14 protein-coding genes and 2 pseudogenes are annotated in these 16,994 nt (G+C 69.0%); 8 read left to right on the top strand and 8 right to left on the bottom strand.

Annotated elements, in window-relative coordinates; genetic code table 11:
* The first annotated feature begins 56 nt into the window (after positions 1 to 56).
* On the top strand, positions 57 to 959 hold the full coding sequence (gene pstA, locus AC2VOR_RS08565; RefSeq protein WP_369737164.1) for a phosphate ABC transporter permease PstA: 903 nt from the start codon (positions 57 to 59) through the stop codon (positions 957 to 959).
* Positions 960 to 969: 10 nt separating this feature from the next.
* Here the strand turns inward: pstA and ku are convergent, their stop codons facing one another.
* From ku to AC2VOR_RS08550, 3 genes are read right to left on the bottom strand one after another with little or no spacing between them, the layout of a single operon-like run.
* Positions 970 to 1,866, bottom strand: coding sequence for a non-homologous end joining protein Ku (ku, locus tag AC2VOR_RS08560; protein WP_369737165.1), 897 nt, complete (start codon positions 1,864 to 1,866; stop codon positions 970 to 972).
* 51 nt (positions 1,867 to 1,917) lie between these two features.
* Positions 1,918 to 2,838 carry a carbohydrate kinase family protein gene (locus tag AC2VOR_RS08555; RefSeq protein ID WP_369737166.1) on the bottom strand — a complete coding sequence of 307 codons (921 nt, stop codon included), beginning with the start codon at positions 2,836 to 2,838 and terminating at the stop codon, positions 1,918 to 1,920.
* A complete protein-coding gene (locus tag AC2VOR_RS08550; RefSeq protein ID WP_369737167.1) occupies positions 2,835 to 4,250 on the bottom strand; it encodes a mannitol dehydrogenase family protein in 1,416 nt (471 codons plus the stop codon). Before AC2VOR_RS08550 ends, AC2VOR_RS08555 begins: the two co-directional genes overlap by 4 nt.
* 47 nt (positions 4,251 to 4,297) lie before the next feature.
* Between AC2VOR_RS08550 and AC2VOR_RS08545 the strand changes: the two genes are divergently transcribed.
* The 3 genes from AC2VOR_RS08545 to AC2VOR_RS08535 all read left to right on the top strand — a co-directional run bounded on the left by AC2VOR_RS08545 (position 4,298) and on the right by AC2VOR_RS08535 (position 9,538).
* Complete coding sequence (locus tag AC2VOR_RS08545; RefSeq protein ID WP_486963602.1) at positions 4,298 to 6,580, top strand: ATP-dependent DNA ligase; 2,283 nt, start codon at positions 4,298 to 4,300, stop codon at positions 6,578 to 6,580.
* Complete coding sequence (locus AC2VOR_RS08540; protein WP_369737169.1) at positions 6,577 to 8,526, top strand: fumarylacetoacetate hydrolase family protein; 1,950 nt, start codon at positions 6,577 to 6,579, stop codon at positions 8,524 to 8,526. Before AC2VOR_RS08545 ends, AC2VOR_RS08540 begins: the two co-directional genes overlap by 4 nt.
* Before the next feature lie 214 nt (positions 8,527 to 8,740).
* Positions 8,741 to 9,538 (top strand): enoyl-CoA hydratase/isomerase family protein, encoded by a 798-nt coding sequence (locus AC2VOR_RS08535; RefSeq protein WP_369741454.1) that lies wholly within the window; start codon positions 8,741 to 8,743, stop codon positions 9,536 to 9,538.
* Positions 9,539 to 9,615: 77 nt separating this feature from the next.
* Here AC2VOR_RS08535 and AC2VOR_RS08530 read toward each other — a convergent pair whose 3' ends face one another.
* The 4 genes from AC2VOR_RS08530 to AC2VOR_RS08515 form a co-directional block, all read right to left on the bottom strand.
* Positions 9,616 to 10,482: an LLM class flavin-dependent oxidoreductase gene (locus tag AC2VOR_RS08530; RefSeq protein WP_369737170.1), complete on the bottom strand. Its 867-nt coding sequence runs from the start codon at positions 10,480 to 10,482 to the stop codon at positions 9,616 to 9,618.
* A 91-nt stretch (positions 10,483 to 10,573) separates the two neighbouring features.
* Positions 10,574 to 11,290, bottom strand: coding sequence for an STAS domain-containing protein (locus AC2VOR_RS08525; RefSeq protein WP_369741455.1), 717 nt, complete (start codon positions 11,288 to 11,290; stop codon positions 10,574 to 10,576).
* Positions 11,291 to 11,732: 442 nt separating this feature from the next.
* The gene (locus AC2VOR_RS08520) at positions 11,733 to 12,989 is read right to left on the bottom strand and encodes a DUF4873 domain-containing protein (RefSeq protein ID WP_486963601.1); all 1,257 of its coding nucleotides are present in this window, start codon (positions 12,987 to 12,989) and stop codon (positions 11,733 to 11,735) included.
* A complete protein-coding gene (locus tag AC2VOR_RS08515; RefSeq protein ID WP_486963600.1) occupies positions 12,965 to 13,870 on the bottom strand; it encodes an AurF N-oxygenase family protein in 906 nt (301 codons plus the stop codon). The genes AC2VOR_RS08520 and AC2VOR_RS08515 overlap by 25 nt, the downstream gene beginning before the upstream one ends.
* A 101-nt stretch (positions 13,871 to 13,971) precedes the next feature.
* Between AC2VOR_RS08515 and cobF the strand changes: the two genes are divergently transcribed.
* From cobF to AC2VOR_RS08495, 4 genes and pseudogenes are all read left to right on the top strand, one after another.
* Positions 13,972 to 14,715, top strand: coding sequence for a precorrin-6A synthase (deacetylating) (gene cobF / locus AC2VOR_RS08510; protein ID WP_369737173.1), 744 nt, complete (start codon positions 13,972 to 13,974; stop codon positions 14,713 to 14,715).
* Positions 14,630 to 14,962: pseudogene (locus AC2VOR_RS08505) on the top strand (DNA-formamidopyrimidine glycosylase family protein); the annotation flags it as partial. The gene cobF and the pseudogene AC2VOR_RS08505, both read left to right, overlap by 86 nt.
* A gap of 132 nt (positions 14,963 to 15,094) precedes the next feature.
* The gene (locus AC2VOR_RS08500; RefSeq protein ID WP_369741456.1) at positions 15,095 to 15,583 is read left to right on the top strand and encodes a zinc finger domain-containing protein; all 489 of its coding nucleotides are present in this window, start codon (positions 15,095 to 15,097) and stop codon (positions 15,581 to 15,583) included.
* 16 nt (positions 15,584 to 15,599) lie between these two features.
* The gene (locus tag AC2VOR_RS08495) at positions 15,600 to 16,349 is read left to right on the top strand and encodes an SDR family oxidoreductase (protein WP_369737174.1); all 750 of its coding nucleotides are present in this window, start codon (positions 15,600 to 15,602) and stop codon (positions 16,347 to 16,349) included.
* Positions 16,350 to 16,437: 88 nt separating this feature from the next.
* Here the strand turns inward: AC2VOR_RS08495 and AC2VOR_RS08490 are convergent.
* A pseudogene (locus AC2VOR_RS08490) lies at positions 16,438 to 16,994 on the bottom strand (oxygenase MpaB family protein); the annotation flags it as partial.

Raw genomic sequence — 16,994 nt, 5'->3', positions numbered from 1 at the left:
CCGATGACCCGCGCTGGTGACGATGCAGAGCGAAGCGATGAGGAGGAGCGGCGCCGATGACCGTCGACGCGTTCGACCGCCCGGTCAAGGCGGAGGTGTTCCACCGGCTGAGCCTGCGGCGGCGGATCACCAACAACGTCGCCACCGCGTTCTTCCTCGTCTCGTTCGTCACGGCGCTGGTGCCGCTGCTGTGGGTCCTCTCGGTGGTGGTCTCGCGGGGCTGGTATGCGGTCACCCGGTCGGGCTGGTGGACGCACTCGCTGCGCGGCGTGCTGCCCGAACAGTTCGCCGGCGGGATCTACCACGCGCTGTACGGGACGCTGGTGCAAGCCGGGGTGGCCGTCGTCCTGTCGGTGCCGCTGGGCCTGATGGTTGCGGTGTACCTGGTCGAATACAGCTCCAGCCGGCTGGTACGGGTGACGACGTTCATGGTCGACGTGCTGGCCGGGGTCCCGTCGATCGTGGCGGCGCTGTTCGTCTTCAGCCTCTGGATCGTGACCCTGGGCTTCCAGCAGAGCGCCTTCGCCGTGTCGTTGGCGCTGGTGCTGCTGATGCTGCCTGTCGTGGTGCGCTCCGCCGAGGAGATGCTCAGGCTGGTGCCCGACGACCTGCGCGAGGCCAGCTACGCGCTGGGTGTCACCAAGTGGAAGACCATCGTGCGGATCGTCTTCCCGATCGCGATGCCCGGCATCGTCTCGGGTGTGCTGTTGTCGGTCGCACGTGTCATCGGCGAGACCGCGCCGGTGCTGGTGCTGGTCGGGTACAGTCGCTCGATCAACCTCGACGTCCTGCACGGCAACATGGCCTCGCTGCCGCTGCTCATCTACACCGAGCTCACCAACCCCGAGCAGGCCGGTTTCCTGCGCATCTGGGGTGCGGCGCTGAGCCTGATCATCCTCGTGGGCGTCATCAACCTTATTGCCGCGGCAACCCGTTTCGTCGCGAACCGGCGCGGCTGAGTCGGGCGCGTCAGGACTTCGACGCGGCCCGCGCGCGGGACTTCTTGGCGGGCGCCTTTTTCGCGGGGGGTTTTTTCGCCGGCGCCTTCTTCACCGGCGCCCTGTCGTCGCCGCCGCCGGAACGTGCCTTCAGGCTGGCCTCCAGCTTGGCGAGCAGATCGGAGACGTCTTCGGTCTCGTCGAGCTCCTGGGGTTGCTCCTCGGTGGTGAACGCCTCCCCGCCTTCGAGCTTGGCGTCGATGAGCTCCCGTAGCTGCTCCTGGTAGCTGTCGTGGAAGCGGTCCGGGTTGAACTCCTCGGCCATCGACTCCACGACCTGCCCGGCCATCTTGAGCTCGGCGGGCTTGATCTCGACCTCCTTGTCGAGCACCGGGAAGTCGGGATCGCGGATCTCGTCGGGCCACAACAGGGTGTGGATCACCATCACGTCGCGCTTGCCGAAATCCTTGACGCGCAACGCGGCCAGCCGCGTCTTGTTGCGCAGCGTGAAGTGGACGATCGCCATCCGTTCGGTCTGGGCGAGCGTCTTGGCAAGCAGCACATAGGATTTCGACGACTTCGAGTCCGGCTCCAGGAAGTAGCTGCGATCGAACATCATCGGGTCGACCTCGCTGGCCGGCACGAACTCGAGCACCTCGATCTCGCGGCTGCGTTCCTCGGGCAGGGTGGCGATGTCGTCGTCGGTGATCACCACCATCTGCCCGTCGGCGGACTCGTAGGCGCGGGCGAGGTCGCCGTATTCGACCACCTCGCCGCACACCTCACACACGCGCTTGTAGCGGACGCGGCCGTTGTCCTTGGCGTGCACCTGATGGAACTTGATGTCGTGGTCTTCGGTGGCGCTGTATACCTTGACCGGCACGTTGACCAGACCGAACGCGATCGAGCCCTTCCAGATGGAGCGCATGTAAGTCAGTATGCCCACACAGTTGGGCCGCTAACAGCGCGCCGGGCCGGGCTACCTGCGATTTGCCGCGGCGTCAAGTGCGGCGCGGTCGGGCAGGTCCGCCCCGGGCCGGCCGATGGTGAGCGCCGAGGACAGGGCGGCCGCGTGCAGCGCGGTGGTCAGCGCGTCGAGCCCGATCGAGCGGAGGTCGGCCCGCCGGCCGGCACCGAGCAGACCCAGCCCCCACAGCGCGTCGAGCAGGCCGACCGTGAAGGCGTCGCCGGCGCCGACGGTGTCCACCACCTCGACCGGCCGGGCCGCCACCCGGGCCTCGCCGGCCGCGCACAACGCCAGCGCGCCCCGCTCGCCCATCGTCACGGCGACGATCGCGGGCCCCACGGCCAACCAGCTGCGGGCGGTCTGCTCCGGCTCGCGGTCGGGTTCGATCCAGCGCAGGTCCTCGTTGCTGACCTTGACGACGTCGCTGCGCTCGACGGCGCGCTCGATGCGTTCGCGGGCCAGCGCCCGGTCCTCGATCAAAGACGGCCGCACATTGGGGTCGAAGCTGACCGTCGCCGACACCCGGTAGGCATCCAGCAGCGCCGCTACCGCAAGGCAGCCCGGCTCCCGCACGGCGGCGATGGACCCGGTGTGCACCAGCAGCGGCGGCGCCACCTCGGGGGTGCCGGACAGCCGCCAGTCCAGGTCGAAGGTGTAGGTGGCGGACCCGTCGGCGCCGATCGTGGCCACCGAGCTCGGCGTCCGGGCGGCGGAGAAGCTACCCGGAACTAGTTGTACCCCTGAGGATTTCAGGTGCGCTGCGATGCGCTGTCCCGAATCGTCGTCGCCGATGTGGGTGAGGAAATCGACATCGTGACCCAGCCGGGCGAGCCCGACCGCGACGTTGAGGGGGCTGCCGCCGACATGGTCGGTGGTGCCCCTGTGCTTGACGACGTCGATCAGCGCCTCGCCGATCACCAGTCCGCGGCTCATGCCCGTGCCTCCTTCACCAACCCCTCCAGGGTCGCCCGCGCGCCGTTGGTGTGCAACGAGTCCAGCGCCCGGCGGTAGGCCTCCGCAAAGCGGGGCGCCCGCGGCAGGTCGCCGAACACCGCCGGGTTCTCCAGGAAGGCGCCGGGACGTTCCCGCTCCGAGCGGGCGGCGGGCACCAGCGAATCGGCCAGGTTGTCGACGACCTCGATCGGTTCGCCGTGTTCGTCTACTGCCTCGCTGTAGCGCGCCCAGCTCGCCACCGCCGCCGACGCGAGCCGGACGGGCCCGCCGGTGCGCAGGTTGGCGCGGATCACCGGAAGCAGCCAGGCCGGGATGCGGTCCGAGGAGTAGGCGCACAACCGGGCAACCGTGTCGGCGACGCCGGGGTTGGCGAACCGCTCGACGAGTTCCCGGCTGTAGGCGGCCAAGTCGATGCCGGGGACCGGCGCCAACGTGGGGATCGCCTCGGAATCGAAGTAGGCGCAGAGGAATTCGGCCAGCAATGGGTCGCGCGCCGCGTCGTGCACCATGCGGTACCCGCACAGCCACGCGAAGTAGCACAGGCACTGGTGCCCGGCGTTGAGGAGCCGCAGCTTCATCGCCTCGTAGGGGGCGACGTCGTCGACCAGCAGCACACCCGCGTCCTCCAGTGGCGGCCTGCCGGCGGCGAAGTCGTCCTCGAGCACCCACGCGGCGAAGGACTCGGCCGCCACCGGCCACCGGTCGGCGACACCGAAGTCGCGTTCCACAGCGGCCACGAGGTCGGGGGTGGTGGCTGGGGTGATGCGGTCCACCATCGAGCACGGGAACCGGGCGTGCTCGTCCACCCAGCCGACCACGCCCGGATGCAACAGCTGCGCGTGCTCGACGACTGCCCGCCGGGCCACCTCGCCGTTGTGCTCGATGTTGTCGCACGACACGATCGTCGGCGCGCCGACGCCGCGGTCGCGGCGGCGCACCAGGGCCTCGACGATCAGGCCGAACACCGACGCGCGGTCCCGGACCCGGTAGCCCCCTTCGGTGATGGTCAGCGTGATGACGCGCGTCGCCGGTGCGGCGAGCAGTTCGACCGTGGCCGCGGGATCGTCGGGCACGTAGCGGTAGTCGACGATCGAGCCGATGACGCGTGCGTCGCGACTGTCGTCGGGGTGCTCGGAGATCAGCGTGTACAGGCCGTCCTGGGCGGCCAGCACGTCGCGCATGCGGCGGTCGGCGGGCAGCACCCCCAGCCCGCGGATGCCCCACTCGCGGGCCAGCCCGCGCCGCAGCAGCCGGTCGACGTACATCGCCTGATGCGCGCGGTGAAAGTTGCCGACACCGAAGTGCGCGATGCCCGTCCCGACGCCGTCCCGGTCGTAGCCCGGCGTCGCGATCGGCAGGCGCGGCAGGGTGGCGCTGTTCAGGCGAACCACCACATCGACGGTACCGGGTTCCACCGCCCGGCAAGTACGTTGACACCATGGGGTCCACGGCGCGGGCGCGGGTGAAGCTGACCAACGCCGACAAGGTGCTCTACCCGGCCACCGGAACCACCAAGGGTGACGTGTTCGACTACTACACCCGCATCGCCGAGGTGATGATCCCGCACATCGCCGCTCGCCCCGCCACCCGCAAGCGCTGGCCCAACGGCGTCGACGAGGACTCGTTCTTCGAGAAGCAGCTGGCCTCCTCGGCGCCGGGCTGGCTGCCCCGCGGCAGCGTCACGCACCGGTCCGGGACGACGACCTACCCGATCATCGACAGCCCGGACGGGTTGGCCTGGATCGCGCAGCAGGCGGCGCTGGAGGTGCACGTGCCGCAGTGGCGGTTCGTCGCCGAGTGGACCCGCAGCAGGGCCGAGGAGCTCAAACCGGGGCCGGCCACCCGGCTGGTGTTCGACCTCGACCCGGGCGAGGGCGTGACGATGGCGCAGCTGGCCGAGGTGGCCCGTGCCGTCCGCGACCTGATCGCCGATATCGGACTGACCACCTTCCCGCTCACCAGCGGCAGCAAGGGGCTGCACCTTTACGCGCCGCTGGCCGAGCCGGTCAGCAGCCGGGGCGCCTCGGTGCTGGCCAAACGCGTTGCGCAGCAACTGGAAAAAGCGATGCCCAAGCTCGTTACGGCGATCATGACCAAAAGCTTGCGCGCGGGAAAGGTGTTCTTGGACTGGAGCCAGAACAACGGGGCGAAAACCACTATCGCGCCCTATTCGCTGCGCGGGCGGCAGCATCCGACGGTCGCCGCGCCGCGCACCTGGGAGGAACTCGACGACCCCGCGCTGACCCAGCTGCGCTACGACGAGGTGCTGGCCCGCGTCGAGCGTGACGGCGACCTGCTGGCTCCGCTCGACGCCGATGCGGCCGTATCGGATCGGCTGGCCAAATACCGCAGCATGCGCGACGCCGCCAAGACTCCCGAACCCGTTCCGGCCGCCGGACCCGCCCCCGGGCGGGGCAACACGTTCGTCATCCAGGAGCACCACGCCCGCCGGCTGCACTACGACTTTCGGCTGGAGCGCGACGGGGTGCTGGTGTCGTGGGCGGTGCCGAAAAACCTGCCCGAGACGACGTCGGTGAACCACCTGGCGGTGCGCACCGAGGACCATCCGCTCGAGTACGGCGGATTCGAGGGCGTCATTCCCAAGGGGGAGTACGGGGCCGGCAAGGTGATCATCTGGGACTCGGGGACCTACGAGGCCGAGAAGTTCCGCGATGACCCCGCCGAAAAGGGCGAGGTGATCGTCAACCTGCATGGCAACCGGATCTCGGGGCGCTATGCGCTGATCCAGACCAACGGCGCCCAGTGGCTGGTGCACCGGATGAAGGATCAGAAGTCCTTCGACTTCGACGAGATCGCCCCCATGCTCGCCACGCACGGCTCGGTGGCGGCGTACACGGCCGGCCAGTGGGCCTTCGAAGGCAAATGGGACGGCTACCGCCTGCTGCTCGAGGCCGACCACGGCACGTTGCGGCTGCGGTCCCGCCGCGGCCGCAACGTCACCGCCGAATATCCTCAATTCGCCTCCTTGGCAGCGGATCTGGTCGACCATCACGTGGTCCTCGATGGCGAGGCCGTCGTTCTGGACACCTCCGGTGTGCCCAGCTTCCACGCGATGCAGAACCGCGGCCGCGGCGCCCAAGTCGAGTTCTGGGCCTTCGATCTGCTCTACCTGGACGGCCGGTCGCTGCTGCGTGCCCGCTATGAGGACCGGCGCAAACTGCTGGAGACGCTGGGCGGCGGCACCAATCTCGTCGTTCCGAAACTGCTGCCCGGCAACGGCAAGCGGGCGCTGGAGTATTCCGCCGCGCACGGTTGGGAGGGCGTGGTGGCCAAGCGGCGCGACTCCACCTACCAGCCGGGCCGGCGGTCGGCGTCGTGGGTCAAGGACAAGCACTGGAAAACACAGGAAGTCGTCATCGGCGGCTGGAAGGCCGGGGAGGGCAGGCGTAGCAGCGGCATCGGTTCGCTGCTGATGGGCATCCCCGGCGCCGACGGCCTGCGTTTCGCCGGCAAGGTCGGAACCGGTTTCACCGAGCGGGATCTGGTGAGCCTGAAGGAGACGCTGGCGCCGCTGCACACCACCACGTCGCCGTTCAGTCCGCCGTTGCCCCGCAGCGAGGCCAGGGGGGTGACGTTCGTCGAGCCGGTGCTGGTGGGCGAGGTGCGCTACAGCGAGTGGACCCCCGATGACCGGCTGCGCCAGACGAGTTGGCGCGGCCTGCGGCCGGACAAGGAACCGAGTGAGGTGGTGCGGGAATGAAATGGGTGACCTATCAAGACGACGACGGTATACGCACCGGGGTCGTGTCGGATGACAACATCCACGCGATGCCGGCGGGGGTGACGCTGCTCGAGCTGGTCGGGCGTGGCGTCGATGGCTTGCGGTATGCAGGCGAGGAGGCGCTGCGTTCCCCCGCGGTGGTCACCCCGGTGGCCGAGGTGCGGCTCATGGCGCCGATCCCGCGCCCGCCGTCGATCCGCGACACGCTGTGCTTCCTCGACCACATGCGCAACTGCAAGGCCGCGATGGGCGCCGACCGGATGCTCGCCGATGCCTGGTACCGTATCCCAGCGTTCTATTTCGCCTGCCCGGCAACGGTTCTCGGGCCCTACGACGACGCCCCGATGGCGCCCGGCAGCGCGTGGCAGGACTTCGAGCTGGAGATCGGCGCGGTCATCGGCACCGGCGGTAGGGATTTGACGGTCGAGGAGGCCGAACGGGCCATCATCGGTTATACGATCTTCAACGACTGGTCCGCGCGCGATCTGCAGCAGCTGGAGAGCCAGCTGGCGATCGGGCAGGGCAAGGGCAAGGACAGCGGGGTGACGCTGGGCCCGTATCTGGTGACGCCCGACGAGCTCGAGCCGTTCCGCGACCTCACCCGTCCCGGCCGGCTCGACCTGGAAGTGACAGCCCTGGTCAACGACACCGTGATCGGTTCGGGGTCCACCGCCCAGATGGACTGGACCTTCGCAGAGGTCATCTCCTACGTGTCGCGCGGCGTGATGCTCGCCCCCGGCGACGTCATCGGCTCCGGCACCGTGCCCACCTGCACGCTTGTCGAGCACCTCAATCCGGTAGCGCTAGAATTGTTTCCGGGTTGGCTGCACGATGGCGACGTCGTCACCCTGCGGGTACAGGGGCTGGGGGAGACCCGGCAGACCGTGCGCGCCAGCAGGCCGCCGCACCCCCTGGCCGCCCGGCCCAACCCGGACGCCGCGCCAGCTCCACGCCGGGTCAACCCGGCCCCCGCGCGAGTGACCTACACCCGCGGGCTGCACGAGGTCGCCGAACGGGTCTGGGCATGGACCCTGCCCGACGGGGGATTCGGCTGGAGCAACGCCGGGCTGGTTGCCGGCGAGGGCGCCTCCCTGCTGGTGGACACGCTCTTCGACCTGGCGTTGACCCGCGAAATGCTCACCGCCATGAGGCCTTTCACCGATCGAGCGCCGATCACCGACGCGCTGATCACCCACTCCAACGGTGATCACACCCACGGCAACCAGCTGCTGGACCCTTCGGTGCGGATCATCGCCGCCAAGGACACCGCCGAGGAGATTGCCCACGGACTGGCGCCGGAGATGCTGGCGATGGTGCAGAACGCCGACCTCGGGCCGATCGCGACGAAGTTCGTGCGGGACCGGTTCGGGTTCTTCGACTTCGGCGGCATCAGGGTGCGCAATGCCGATCTGACCTTCGACCGCGAGCTGAGCATCGACGTCGGTGGCAGGCGGGTGGAACTGCTCAACCTCGGCCCTGCCCACACCGCCGCGGACTCCGTGGTCCATGTGCCCGACGCCGGCGTGCTATTCGGTGGCGACCTGCTGTTCATCGGCTGCACCCCGATCGTGTGGGCCGGCCCGATCGCCAACTGGGTGGCCGCCTGCGACGCCATGATCGCCTTGGACGCCCCGATCGTCGTTCCCGGCCACGGCCCGGTCACCGACCCGGACGGCATCCGCGCCGTGCGCGGCTATCTCACGCACGTCGCCGAACAGGCCGAGGCCGCCTACCGCAGGGGACTGTCGTGGGCCGAGGCCGCCGACACCATCGATCTCGGCGAGTACGCGAGTTGGCTGGACGCCGAGCGCGTCGTCGTCAACGTCTATCAGCGTTACCGCGAACTCGACCCCGAGACCCCGCAACTGGAGGTGATGGCGCTGCTGGTGATGCAGGCCGAGTGGCTGGCCAAGCGGTCGGCGTGAGCCGCGAAAGTGCAACCAGCTAAGCGCTTCCCGAGAAGAGGCGCCGGTAGTCGCACTTTCGCGGCCCAGGCCCGCGCGGATCAGCGGCCCCCGGGCCGCGGTTACCATCGTGGCGGTCGCGCCAACGTGTCGCCCTCGGTTCGTGCCATCGTCATTCCGTCACATTCGTGGTCGGATGAAGACCGAAATCGCCTACGGTTCGGTTATGCCCGCTGTGGAACTCAACACCCTCGAAGACAACATCGCCTGCCTCACCCTCAACCGTCCCGAACGCCTCAACGCGATCGACGGCGCGCTGATCGACGGCGTGGACGACGCCCTGACCGCGCTCGACGGCGGCGAATTCCGGGCGGCGATCCTGACCGGTGCAGGACGGGGGTTCTGCGCCGGAGCAGACCTGAGCGGCACCGGCGAGCCGTGGACCAAGCCCCGGCCGACCACGCCGCCGTTCAAGGTCAACTACGACGCACAGGTCCGGCTGGCCGACCTGTTCACCCGCCTCTACGAACTGCCCATCCCGGTGATCGCCGCGGTCAACGGCGTCGCTGTCGGCGGCGGGTTGGCGTTCGCGCTGGTCTGCGACGTGCGGGTCGCCTCCGAGCACGCCCGGTTCGGGTCGGCGTTCATCAAGGCCGGCTTCTCCTCGATGGACATGGGCACCAGCTACCTGCTGCCCAAGATCGTCGGCGCCGGGGTGGCCCGGGAACTCATGCTGACCGGCCGCATCATCGACGCCGCCGAGGCGTACCGGATCAAGCTGGTCCACGAGGTGGTGGCCCCGGACGACCTGATGCCGGCCGCGGTCGAGGTGGCGCGCTCGATCGCCGCGAACAACGCCTACGGCGTCTGGCAGACCAAGATCGGCCTCAACGCCGCGCTGGACGCGCCCAGCCTGCGGCATGCCATCGAGCTGGAGAACCGCACGCAGATCCTGAGCGGATTCACCAACAACCCGGTCGAGGCCGCGATCGCGCACCGGGAGAAGCGGGCCCCGAAGTGGGATCCGCTCTGATCGCCGCGCTTGCGAGCGCCACGGTCTAGATGGCGGCGGCCCGCTGCGCCCGGCCTTCGCCGCGCTTGCGACCGTCGCTAGACCTTGGCGATCACGTTCTCGGCGAACATCTCCAGGTTGCGGATCTTGGTGTCCAGCGGCTCGGTGTCGTTGCCCTTGATGTAGGGGATGCGGAAGCCCACGATGACGTCGGTGACGCCCTTGTCCTCGAGCCGCTTGATGCCGTCCGCGGTGTAGGCGTCGGCCGAGATGACGTGGATTTCGAACGGGCCGGTCTTGCCGGCTTCGTCCCGGTACCGCTGCAGCTTGGCGATGAGGCCGTCGAGTTCCTCGGGGGCCCCGCCGCCGTGCATCCAGCCGTCCAGCCGCGCGGCGCGCCGCAGCGCAGCGTCGGCGTGACCGCCGATGAGGACCGGGATCGGCTTCGTGGGTGCCGGGGTCATCTTGGTCTTGGGAATGTCGTAGAACTCGCCGTGGAACTCGAAGTACTCGCCGCTGGTGAGGCCTTGGACGATCTCGATGCACTCATCCATCCGCTTGCCCCGCTTGGCGAACGGGACGCCCATCAGCTCGTAGTCCTCGGGCCACGGGCTGGTGCCCACCCCGAATCCCACGCGGTTGTCGGTCATCGCGGCCAGCGAACCGATCTGTTTGGCGACCAGGGCGGGCGGGCGGATCGGCAGTTTGAGGACGAAGAAGTTGAACCGCAGCGTCGACGTCACCGCACCCAACGCCGATGTCAGCACGAACGTTTCGATGAACTCCTTGCCGTCGAGGAATTCGCGGTTCCCGTCGGGCGTATACGGATACTTCGAATCGGACTCAAACGGATAGGCGATGCTGTCGGCTATCGTCATCGCGTTGTAGCCGGCCGCCTCGGCGGCCTTGGCCAGGGGGATGTAGTACCGGAAGTCGGTCATCGCCTCCGCGTAGGTGAACCGCACGTCATCTGCCTTCCTGCAACGGGTCGTCACACGACATTAGAACGTGTTCTAGTTTGACCCCGCCTCGGGGCGCAGCACAACCAGTCGCGGCTTACAGCTGGTTCTCGGGCCCGATGACCGCCCAGACGGTTTTGCCGGTTGCGGTGGGGGCGCTGCCCCATGCGCGGGACAACGCGTCGACGATCGCCAGGCCGGAGACGTCGATGCCCTCCTCGGGGGGCGGCAGCCGCACCGCGGGGGTGTTGCTGCCGTCGGACACCGCGACGGTGGCAGTGGCGCCGTCGCTCTCGACGCGCATCATCGGGACGCTGCCGGTGTGCTCGAGCACGTTCTCCACGAACACGTTGACCACCACCAGCGCGACCGGGATGAGCGCGGGCTGCGACCACTCGGTCAGCCACTCGCGGACCAGCCGTCGTGACTCCCGAAGACTGGTCAGGTTGGCCGGTAGCTCGGCGTCGGCACGCCGTACGCTGCGACGGGTCCGGCGCCCGAGCGCCCTGATCGCGCCCTTCTCGCTCGAATACACCGGCATCAGGCGGGCCACGCCGCTGCGGTCGATCGCATCCCGATTGGCGCGCCGAGCGCACACCAGCACGATCGGGACATCGACCCCCGGGTGAAGCTGCCAGCGCGCGCCGATGAAGGCCGCCCACGCCGACTCCGCGGGCACTCGAAGCGCGGTCACGTCGAGAATGAGGGCGGACGGCTTGTCGAGGATGGTCCGCACGACGGCGTCGCGCAGCGCCGCGGAGTTGGCGGTGTCCAGCACTCCATCGACGGTGAGCACCGCCACCGACTGGTTCATTCGCCCGTCGACGATCAGCGCACTCACCGCAGCCGCCCCCCTTCGCACGTCAGAGCTTCATCGTCGCTGACGGGCAGGCGCGACCCGGCGATCTACGGGCGCGCGTGTCCCGATTGTGATTGAAACGTGGGCATTCTGGTGGTGCCGTTCTCTGCCATGGCTCTCCCCGCATTCCCGGTTGGCGAACTGCTCGAGCAACCAGGTCGGCTGCGCGGACTCGCGCGCGCCGAAGCCGCCATGCATAAGGGGGTGCGCAGGGCAGAACTCTCCCGGCCCCGCCCGCCCGGGACCTCGGCCGCTAGCGCTTTCGAACATGCCGTCTCGCCCAGGTCGCTCGCGTCGGCACTGAACCCCGAGCCCACGGCGGTGCGTGGGCACCTCCCGATGAAAGGTGAGGCTACCCCACGGCGTTCCGTTGCTAAACCGGATCGCCGCGCCGGGTTCAGTTACCGCCGAGCGGGTACGGCGGCGCGCCGACCCCGGCGATCGAGTGGGTGCCCCACGGAGTCTGCTCGGTGATCCGCGCCGGCGCGCTGCGCTCGCCCACGGTCAGGGTCGCCGTCTGTGCCCGGCTGAGCGCGTCGTCCGGCAGTGGCTCGGACGGAGAACCGAAAACCGTTCCCTGCCAGTGGTATCGACCATCGATGGGATCCAGCCGGCCGGCGAGCCGGACGCGTACGGGGTGCGGTGCGCCCGCGAGCATCAGGGTCGCCGCACCGTCGTAGATCTCCCGGTCCTCGCGTGGGGAGCCGTTCGACAGGTCGAACGCCCGGGACACCGGCTGGGGCTGGACGGCCCGCACGTAGACGCGCTCGTTGAACACCTGCTGGCTGCTGCGCCGCACCTCGATGCGGGTCGCTCCGCTGTCGGTCAGGAGACGCACGCATTCGGCGACGTAGCGTGCCTGCGCGCCTGTTTCTTCTGCGCTTGACCCGCCGCCGAGGACGAAATAGTTGGGGAAACCGTGCATGGCGACGCCGAAGTAGGGTTCCGTGCCGGCAGCCCAGTCGTGCCGCAGCGTCACGCCGCCGACACCGACGACGGTCGCACCGGCGCCCGGATCGGCGGGTGTGAACCCGGTGGCGTAGACGACGGCGTCGGCGGGGTGGTCGACGCCGTCGCGGGTGCGGACACCGGTGGCGGTGAGGGTGTCGATCGCCGACCCCACCAGGACGGGCCCGGATTCGCGGGGTGTCGCGCCCGGCCGGAGCCGGCGGTGTAGCCAGCGTCTGGCGCGGGTCGACGGAAGTGGCAGCTCGGGGACCGTCCGGCGCGGCGCGTGCGCGAAGACGGTGACCGACGCCGCCCGTGCCAGCCGTCCGATGCGATGGCCGGCGACGGAGTCGGCGCCGACGAGCGCGATGCGCTTGCCAGCCGGATCGAAGCCGGCGTCCCAGCTCGCCGCGGCAAACGACGCTCCGCGGAACTGGTCTCGCCCCGCCAGCTCCGGCACCCATGGGCTCAGCAGGGCTTCGCGGGCGGCGACGACGACGCGGGCCCGCACCACGTCGCCGGAGGCCGCGTGCAGCGACCACGTGGCGCTCGCCTCGTCGAACACCGACCCGACCACGCGGCTGGCGTCGAGTTCGAGGAGGTCGGTGACTCCGGCGGCCGTCAACTCCGCGGCGGCGGCACCCGCGCCGACGACGACGACGCGGCGGTCGGGTTCGTGCGTCACAGAAACCTGGTGCGCCGCCATCCGCGGCGCGCCAGCGGACCGAACAGGCCCACTTCCGTCAGGAACGCCGCCAGCGGGGCGAAGCCGGACACCTGCACCTCGTGCCGGTGCCGGCTGCTGCGCGCGGTCGCCTGTGCCCGCTTGGCGTCCAGACCCGTGCGGGCGTAGGGGATCGGGTTGGTGAACAGGTAGCGGAAGAAGTACCCGCCCAGCCCGTTGATGTTGGCCATGAACCATCTGTTGAACCGCGGCATCTCCCGCACCCGCTTGCGGGCGCCGTCGCGGGCGAACTGGATGTGGCGGGCCTCCTCGGTGACGTGAATGCGCATGAGCCGCTGGATGATCGGCTGCAATTCCGGATCGTCCATCATCTGCCGCTGCAGCGAGTCGAAGATCTCCTCGCCGATCAGGGCGGCCACCCACAGCATCGAGCCGTACTGGAAGGCCAGCGGCATGGTGTTGATGATCATCCGCTGCAACCGTCGCGGGCGGACCGGCTTGGCGCCGATGCGTTCGATGGCCTTGCCGAACATCACCATGTGCCGCGTCTCGTCGCCCATCTCGGTCAGCTTGTAATGCGTCGAGGAGCTGGTGGGGTCCTCGTGCAGGATGGTGCGCAGCAACGACTGGTTGAGCATGTTCTCGAACCAGATGCCCGCCGACAACGTGTTGACCAACTCCTGGCGGGACAGCTCGATCTGTTGCTCGCGGGTCATCTCGTCCCACATCGGCGTGCCGTACAGGGACACGAATCGCGGGGGCAGATAGAACTTGTCCGGGTCCAGCGGTGCGTCCCAGTCGATGTCCACGACGGGTTCGTAGGACTTCTTGACCGAGCCTTTGAGCAACCGATCCGAGAACTCTTCCCGACTCGGCCCACCTGGCTTCACCGCAGTGGTCATCGCTGCTGTCCCTTCATCGGACCTTCAGACGGTACCCATGGTATCGGGTACTTGGAGTCCCCGACTAGCCCTTCGCGGTTTCGATTCGGTTGACTGACCCCGTGAGTCGGCACATCCACGTCATCGGCATCGGGGCCGGCGACCCCGGCTACGTGACGGTCCAGGCGATCGAAGCGCTCAACGACACGCAGGTGTTCTTCGCGATGGACAAAGGCGAACAGAAAAGCGACCTGGTGGCCCTGCGCCGGGAGATCTGCGCCCGGTTCATCCGCGAGCCCGGCTACCGCTTCGTCGAGCTGGCCGACCCGAAGCGCGCCGCCGACGGCGAGTATCGGGAAGCGGTGTCGGACTGGCATGCGGCCCGCACGCGCATCTGGTCGCAGGCCATCTCCGAGGAGCTGGGTCCCGACGGCGTCGGCGCCTTCCTGGCGTGGGGGGACCCGTCGCTGTACGACAGCACGCTGCGCATCCTCGAGGCGGTAGCGGCCGACGTCGAGTTCAGCTTCGATGTCATCCCGGGCATCACCGCCGTGCAGGCGCTGACGGCCCGGCACCGCATCCCCCTCAACGAGGTCGGCGAACCGGTCCTCATCACCACCGGCAGGCGGCTGCGCGAGCGCGGCATGTCGGGCTCGGCGGTGGTGATGCTCGACGGTGACTGCGCGTTCCAGACGTGTCCGGCAAACACCCGGATCTGGTGGGGTGCCTACCTCGGGACGGACGACGAGCTGCTGGTGGCGGGGACCGTCGGCGGGGTGGGTGCGCGGATCGCGGCGTTGCGGGCCCGGGCCCGCGCACGGCACGGCTGGATCATGGACACATATTTGCTCAGAGCGGCAGACTGAAGAAGTGCCCGAACTGCCCGAGGTCGAAGCGCTGGCCGACCATCTGCGCCGCAACGCCGTCGGCCTGACGATAGGCCGCATCGACGTCTCCGCGTTCTCGGTGCTCAAGACGTTCGACCCGCCGATCGGTGCGCTGCACGGCCAGGCCGTCGTCGGCGCCGATCGGTGGGGCAAATACCTGGGGCTGCACGCCGGGGAGCTGTGGTTGATCGCTCACCTGTCGCGCGCGGGCTGGTTGCGCTGGTCTGACAAGCTGGCCGCCGCGCCGCTGCGCCCGGGCAAGGGGCCGATCGCGCTGCGGGTCCATCTGGGCACGCCCGGCGAGGCGCCGGGCTTCGACCTCACCGAGGCCGGCACCCAGAAGCGGTTGGCCGTGTGGCTGGTCGAGGACCCGAAAGCGGTTCCCGGCATCGCCACCCTGGGCCCGGATGCGCTGGAACTCGGTCCCGAGGAGCTGGCCGGGGTGTTGGCCGGCAACATGGGCCGGATCAAGACCGTCATCACCGACCAGAAGGTGATCGCCGGCATCGGCAACGCCTACAGCGACGAGATCCTGCACGTCGCCAAGATTTCGCCGTTCGCGACGGCGGGCAAGTTGTCGGCCGACCAACTGGGCACCCTGCACGACGCGATGGTGTCGGTATTGACGGACGCGGTGAGTCGCTCCGTCGGCCAGGGCGCAGCGATGCTGAAGGGGGAGAAGCGCTCCGGGCTGCGGGTGCATGCCCGCACCGGCCTGCCGTGTCCGGTGTGCGGGGACACCGTGCGTGAGGTCTCGTTCGCGGACAAGTCGTTTCAGTACTGTGCGACCTGCCAGACCGGCGGCAAGGTGCTGGCCGACCGCCGCATGTCGCGGCTGCTCAAGTAGTCGCTATGCTGCCCGGGTGACTCGTCAGAAGATCCTGATCACCGGCGCCAGCTCCGGCCTAGGCGCCGGGATGGCGCGTTCCTTCGCGGCCAAGGGCCGTGACCTGGCGTTGTGCGCCCGTCGCACCGAACGACTCGACGAGCTCAAAGGCGAACTGTCACAACGGTATCCAGGGATCAAGATCGCGGTAGCGGCGCTGGATGTCAACGACCACGAGCAGGTGCCCAAGGTGTTCGGCGAACTCGGCGACGAGATCGGTGGCATCGATCGCGTCATCGTCAACGCCGGCATCGGCAAGGGCGCCAAGCTGGGCTCGGGCAAGATGTGGGCCAACAAGGCGACCATCGAGACCAACCTGGTCGCCGCCCTGGTGCAGATCGAGACCGCGCTGGAGATGTTCGCCAAGAGCGGCTCGGGCCATCTGGTGCTGATCTCCTCGGTGCTCGGCAACAAGGGAGTGCCGGGCGTCAAAGCCGCCTACTGCGCAAGCAAAGCCGGTCTGAGCTCACTGGGCGAGTCGCTGCGCGCCGAGTACGCAAAAGGCCCCATCAAGGTGACGGTGATCGAGCCCGGATACATCGAATCGGAGATGACGGCCAAGTCGAACAGCACAATGTTGATGGTGGACAACGAAACCGGCGTCAAGGCGCTGGTCGAGGCCATCGAGCGCGAGCCTGGCCGGGCCGTGGTGCCGCGGTGGCCGTGGGCGCCGCTGGTGCAACTGATGCGGGTCTTACCGCCCCCGCTCACCAAGCGGTTCGCCTGACCCTTCCGCAGCTCCCGTCGCCGAGCGTGCGTGTCTGTACGCGACACTCCGGGCGCGCGCGTACAACTGCGCACGCTCGCGCCAGGGGTCAGTGCGGCACCGGGGTGTAATGTGCCGCGTCGGTGGTGAATTCGGGCTTTCCGTAGGTCGCGAGCCGCAGCTTGAGCAGCCCGATGACGTACGCGTCGGTGATGTCCCGAAGCACCGGAATGCGGCTGGCGTGGCTCACCGCTGTGAAGCGCCCGAGGATGAACGGCGCGGTGAGGGCGATGCGCAGGAGATCGGTGGCCTCGAGGGAAACGCCCATCGCCTCGGCGATCTCGCGGTCGCCGTTGCAGAAGGTGCGAACGAACGTGAGCTTGCTGAAGCTCTTCTCGACCGCGTCGGCGCACCGGTCGAACAGGGTGGTGTCGGGGCGCAGATAGGCAGCCATCGTGCCGCGGACGAGCTCTTGGCAGATGGCGTCGAACCCGTGGCGCAGCAACGCCGATCGCGCGTGCATGACGTGGACGATGTCGGCGGGTTCGGCGGGCAGCAGTTCCTCGGGCAGGCCGAGCAGAAAGCAGCGGTACCTGGCGAATTCGACGACGGCGCGTTCGGCGGCGGTGAACTCGCTGCGGCCCTGCTGGCGCGCCTTGCGGGCCA

Source organism: Mycobacterium sp. TH-M103, assembly GCF_057473785.1.
The sequence above is the reverse complement of the archived record's forward strand: the minus strand, read 5'-3'. Positions and strand labels throughout refer to the sequence as shown.

Excerpts from the sequence above, each read along its gene's own strand:
- pstA (WP_369737164.1), top strand. The coding sequence starts at position 57 with ATGACCGTCGACGCGTTCGACCGCCCGGTCAAGGCGGAGGTGTTCCAC.
- ku (WP_369737165.1), bottom strand. The coding sequence starts at position 1,866 with ATGCGCTCCATCTGGAAGGGCTCGATCGCGTTCGGTCTGGTCAACGTG.
- AC2VOR_RS08555 (WP_369737166.1), bottom strand. The coding sequence starts at position 2,838 with ATGAGCCGCGGACTGGTGATCGGCGAGGCGCTGATCGACGTCGTCAAG.
- AC2VOR_RS08545 (WP_486963602.1), top strand. The coding sequence starts at position 4,298 with ATGGGGTCCACGGCGCGGGCGCGGGTGAAGCTGACCAACGCCGACAAG.
- AC2VOR_RS08540 (WP_369737169.1), top strand. The coding sequence starts at position 6,577 with ATGAAATGGGTGACCTATCAAGACGACGACGGTATACGCACCGGGGTC.
- AC2VOR_RS08525 (WP_369741455.1), bottom strand. The coding sequence starts at position 11,290 with ATGAACCAGTCGGTGGCGGTGCTCACCGTCGATGGAGTGCTGGACACC.
- AC2VOR_RS08520 (WP_486963601.1), bottom strand. The coding sequence starts at position 12,989 with ATGGCGGCGCACCAGGTTTCTGTGACGCACGAACCCGACCGCCGCGTC.
- AC2VOR_RS08515 (WP_486963600.1), bottom strand. The coding sequence starts at position 13,870 with ATGACCACTGCGGTGAAGCCAGGTGGGCCGAGTCGGGAAGAGTTCTCG.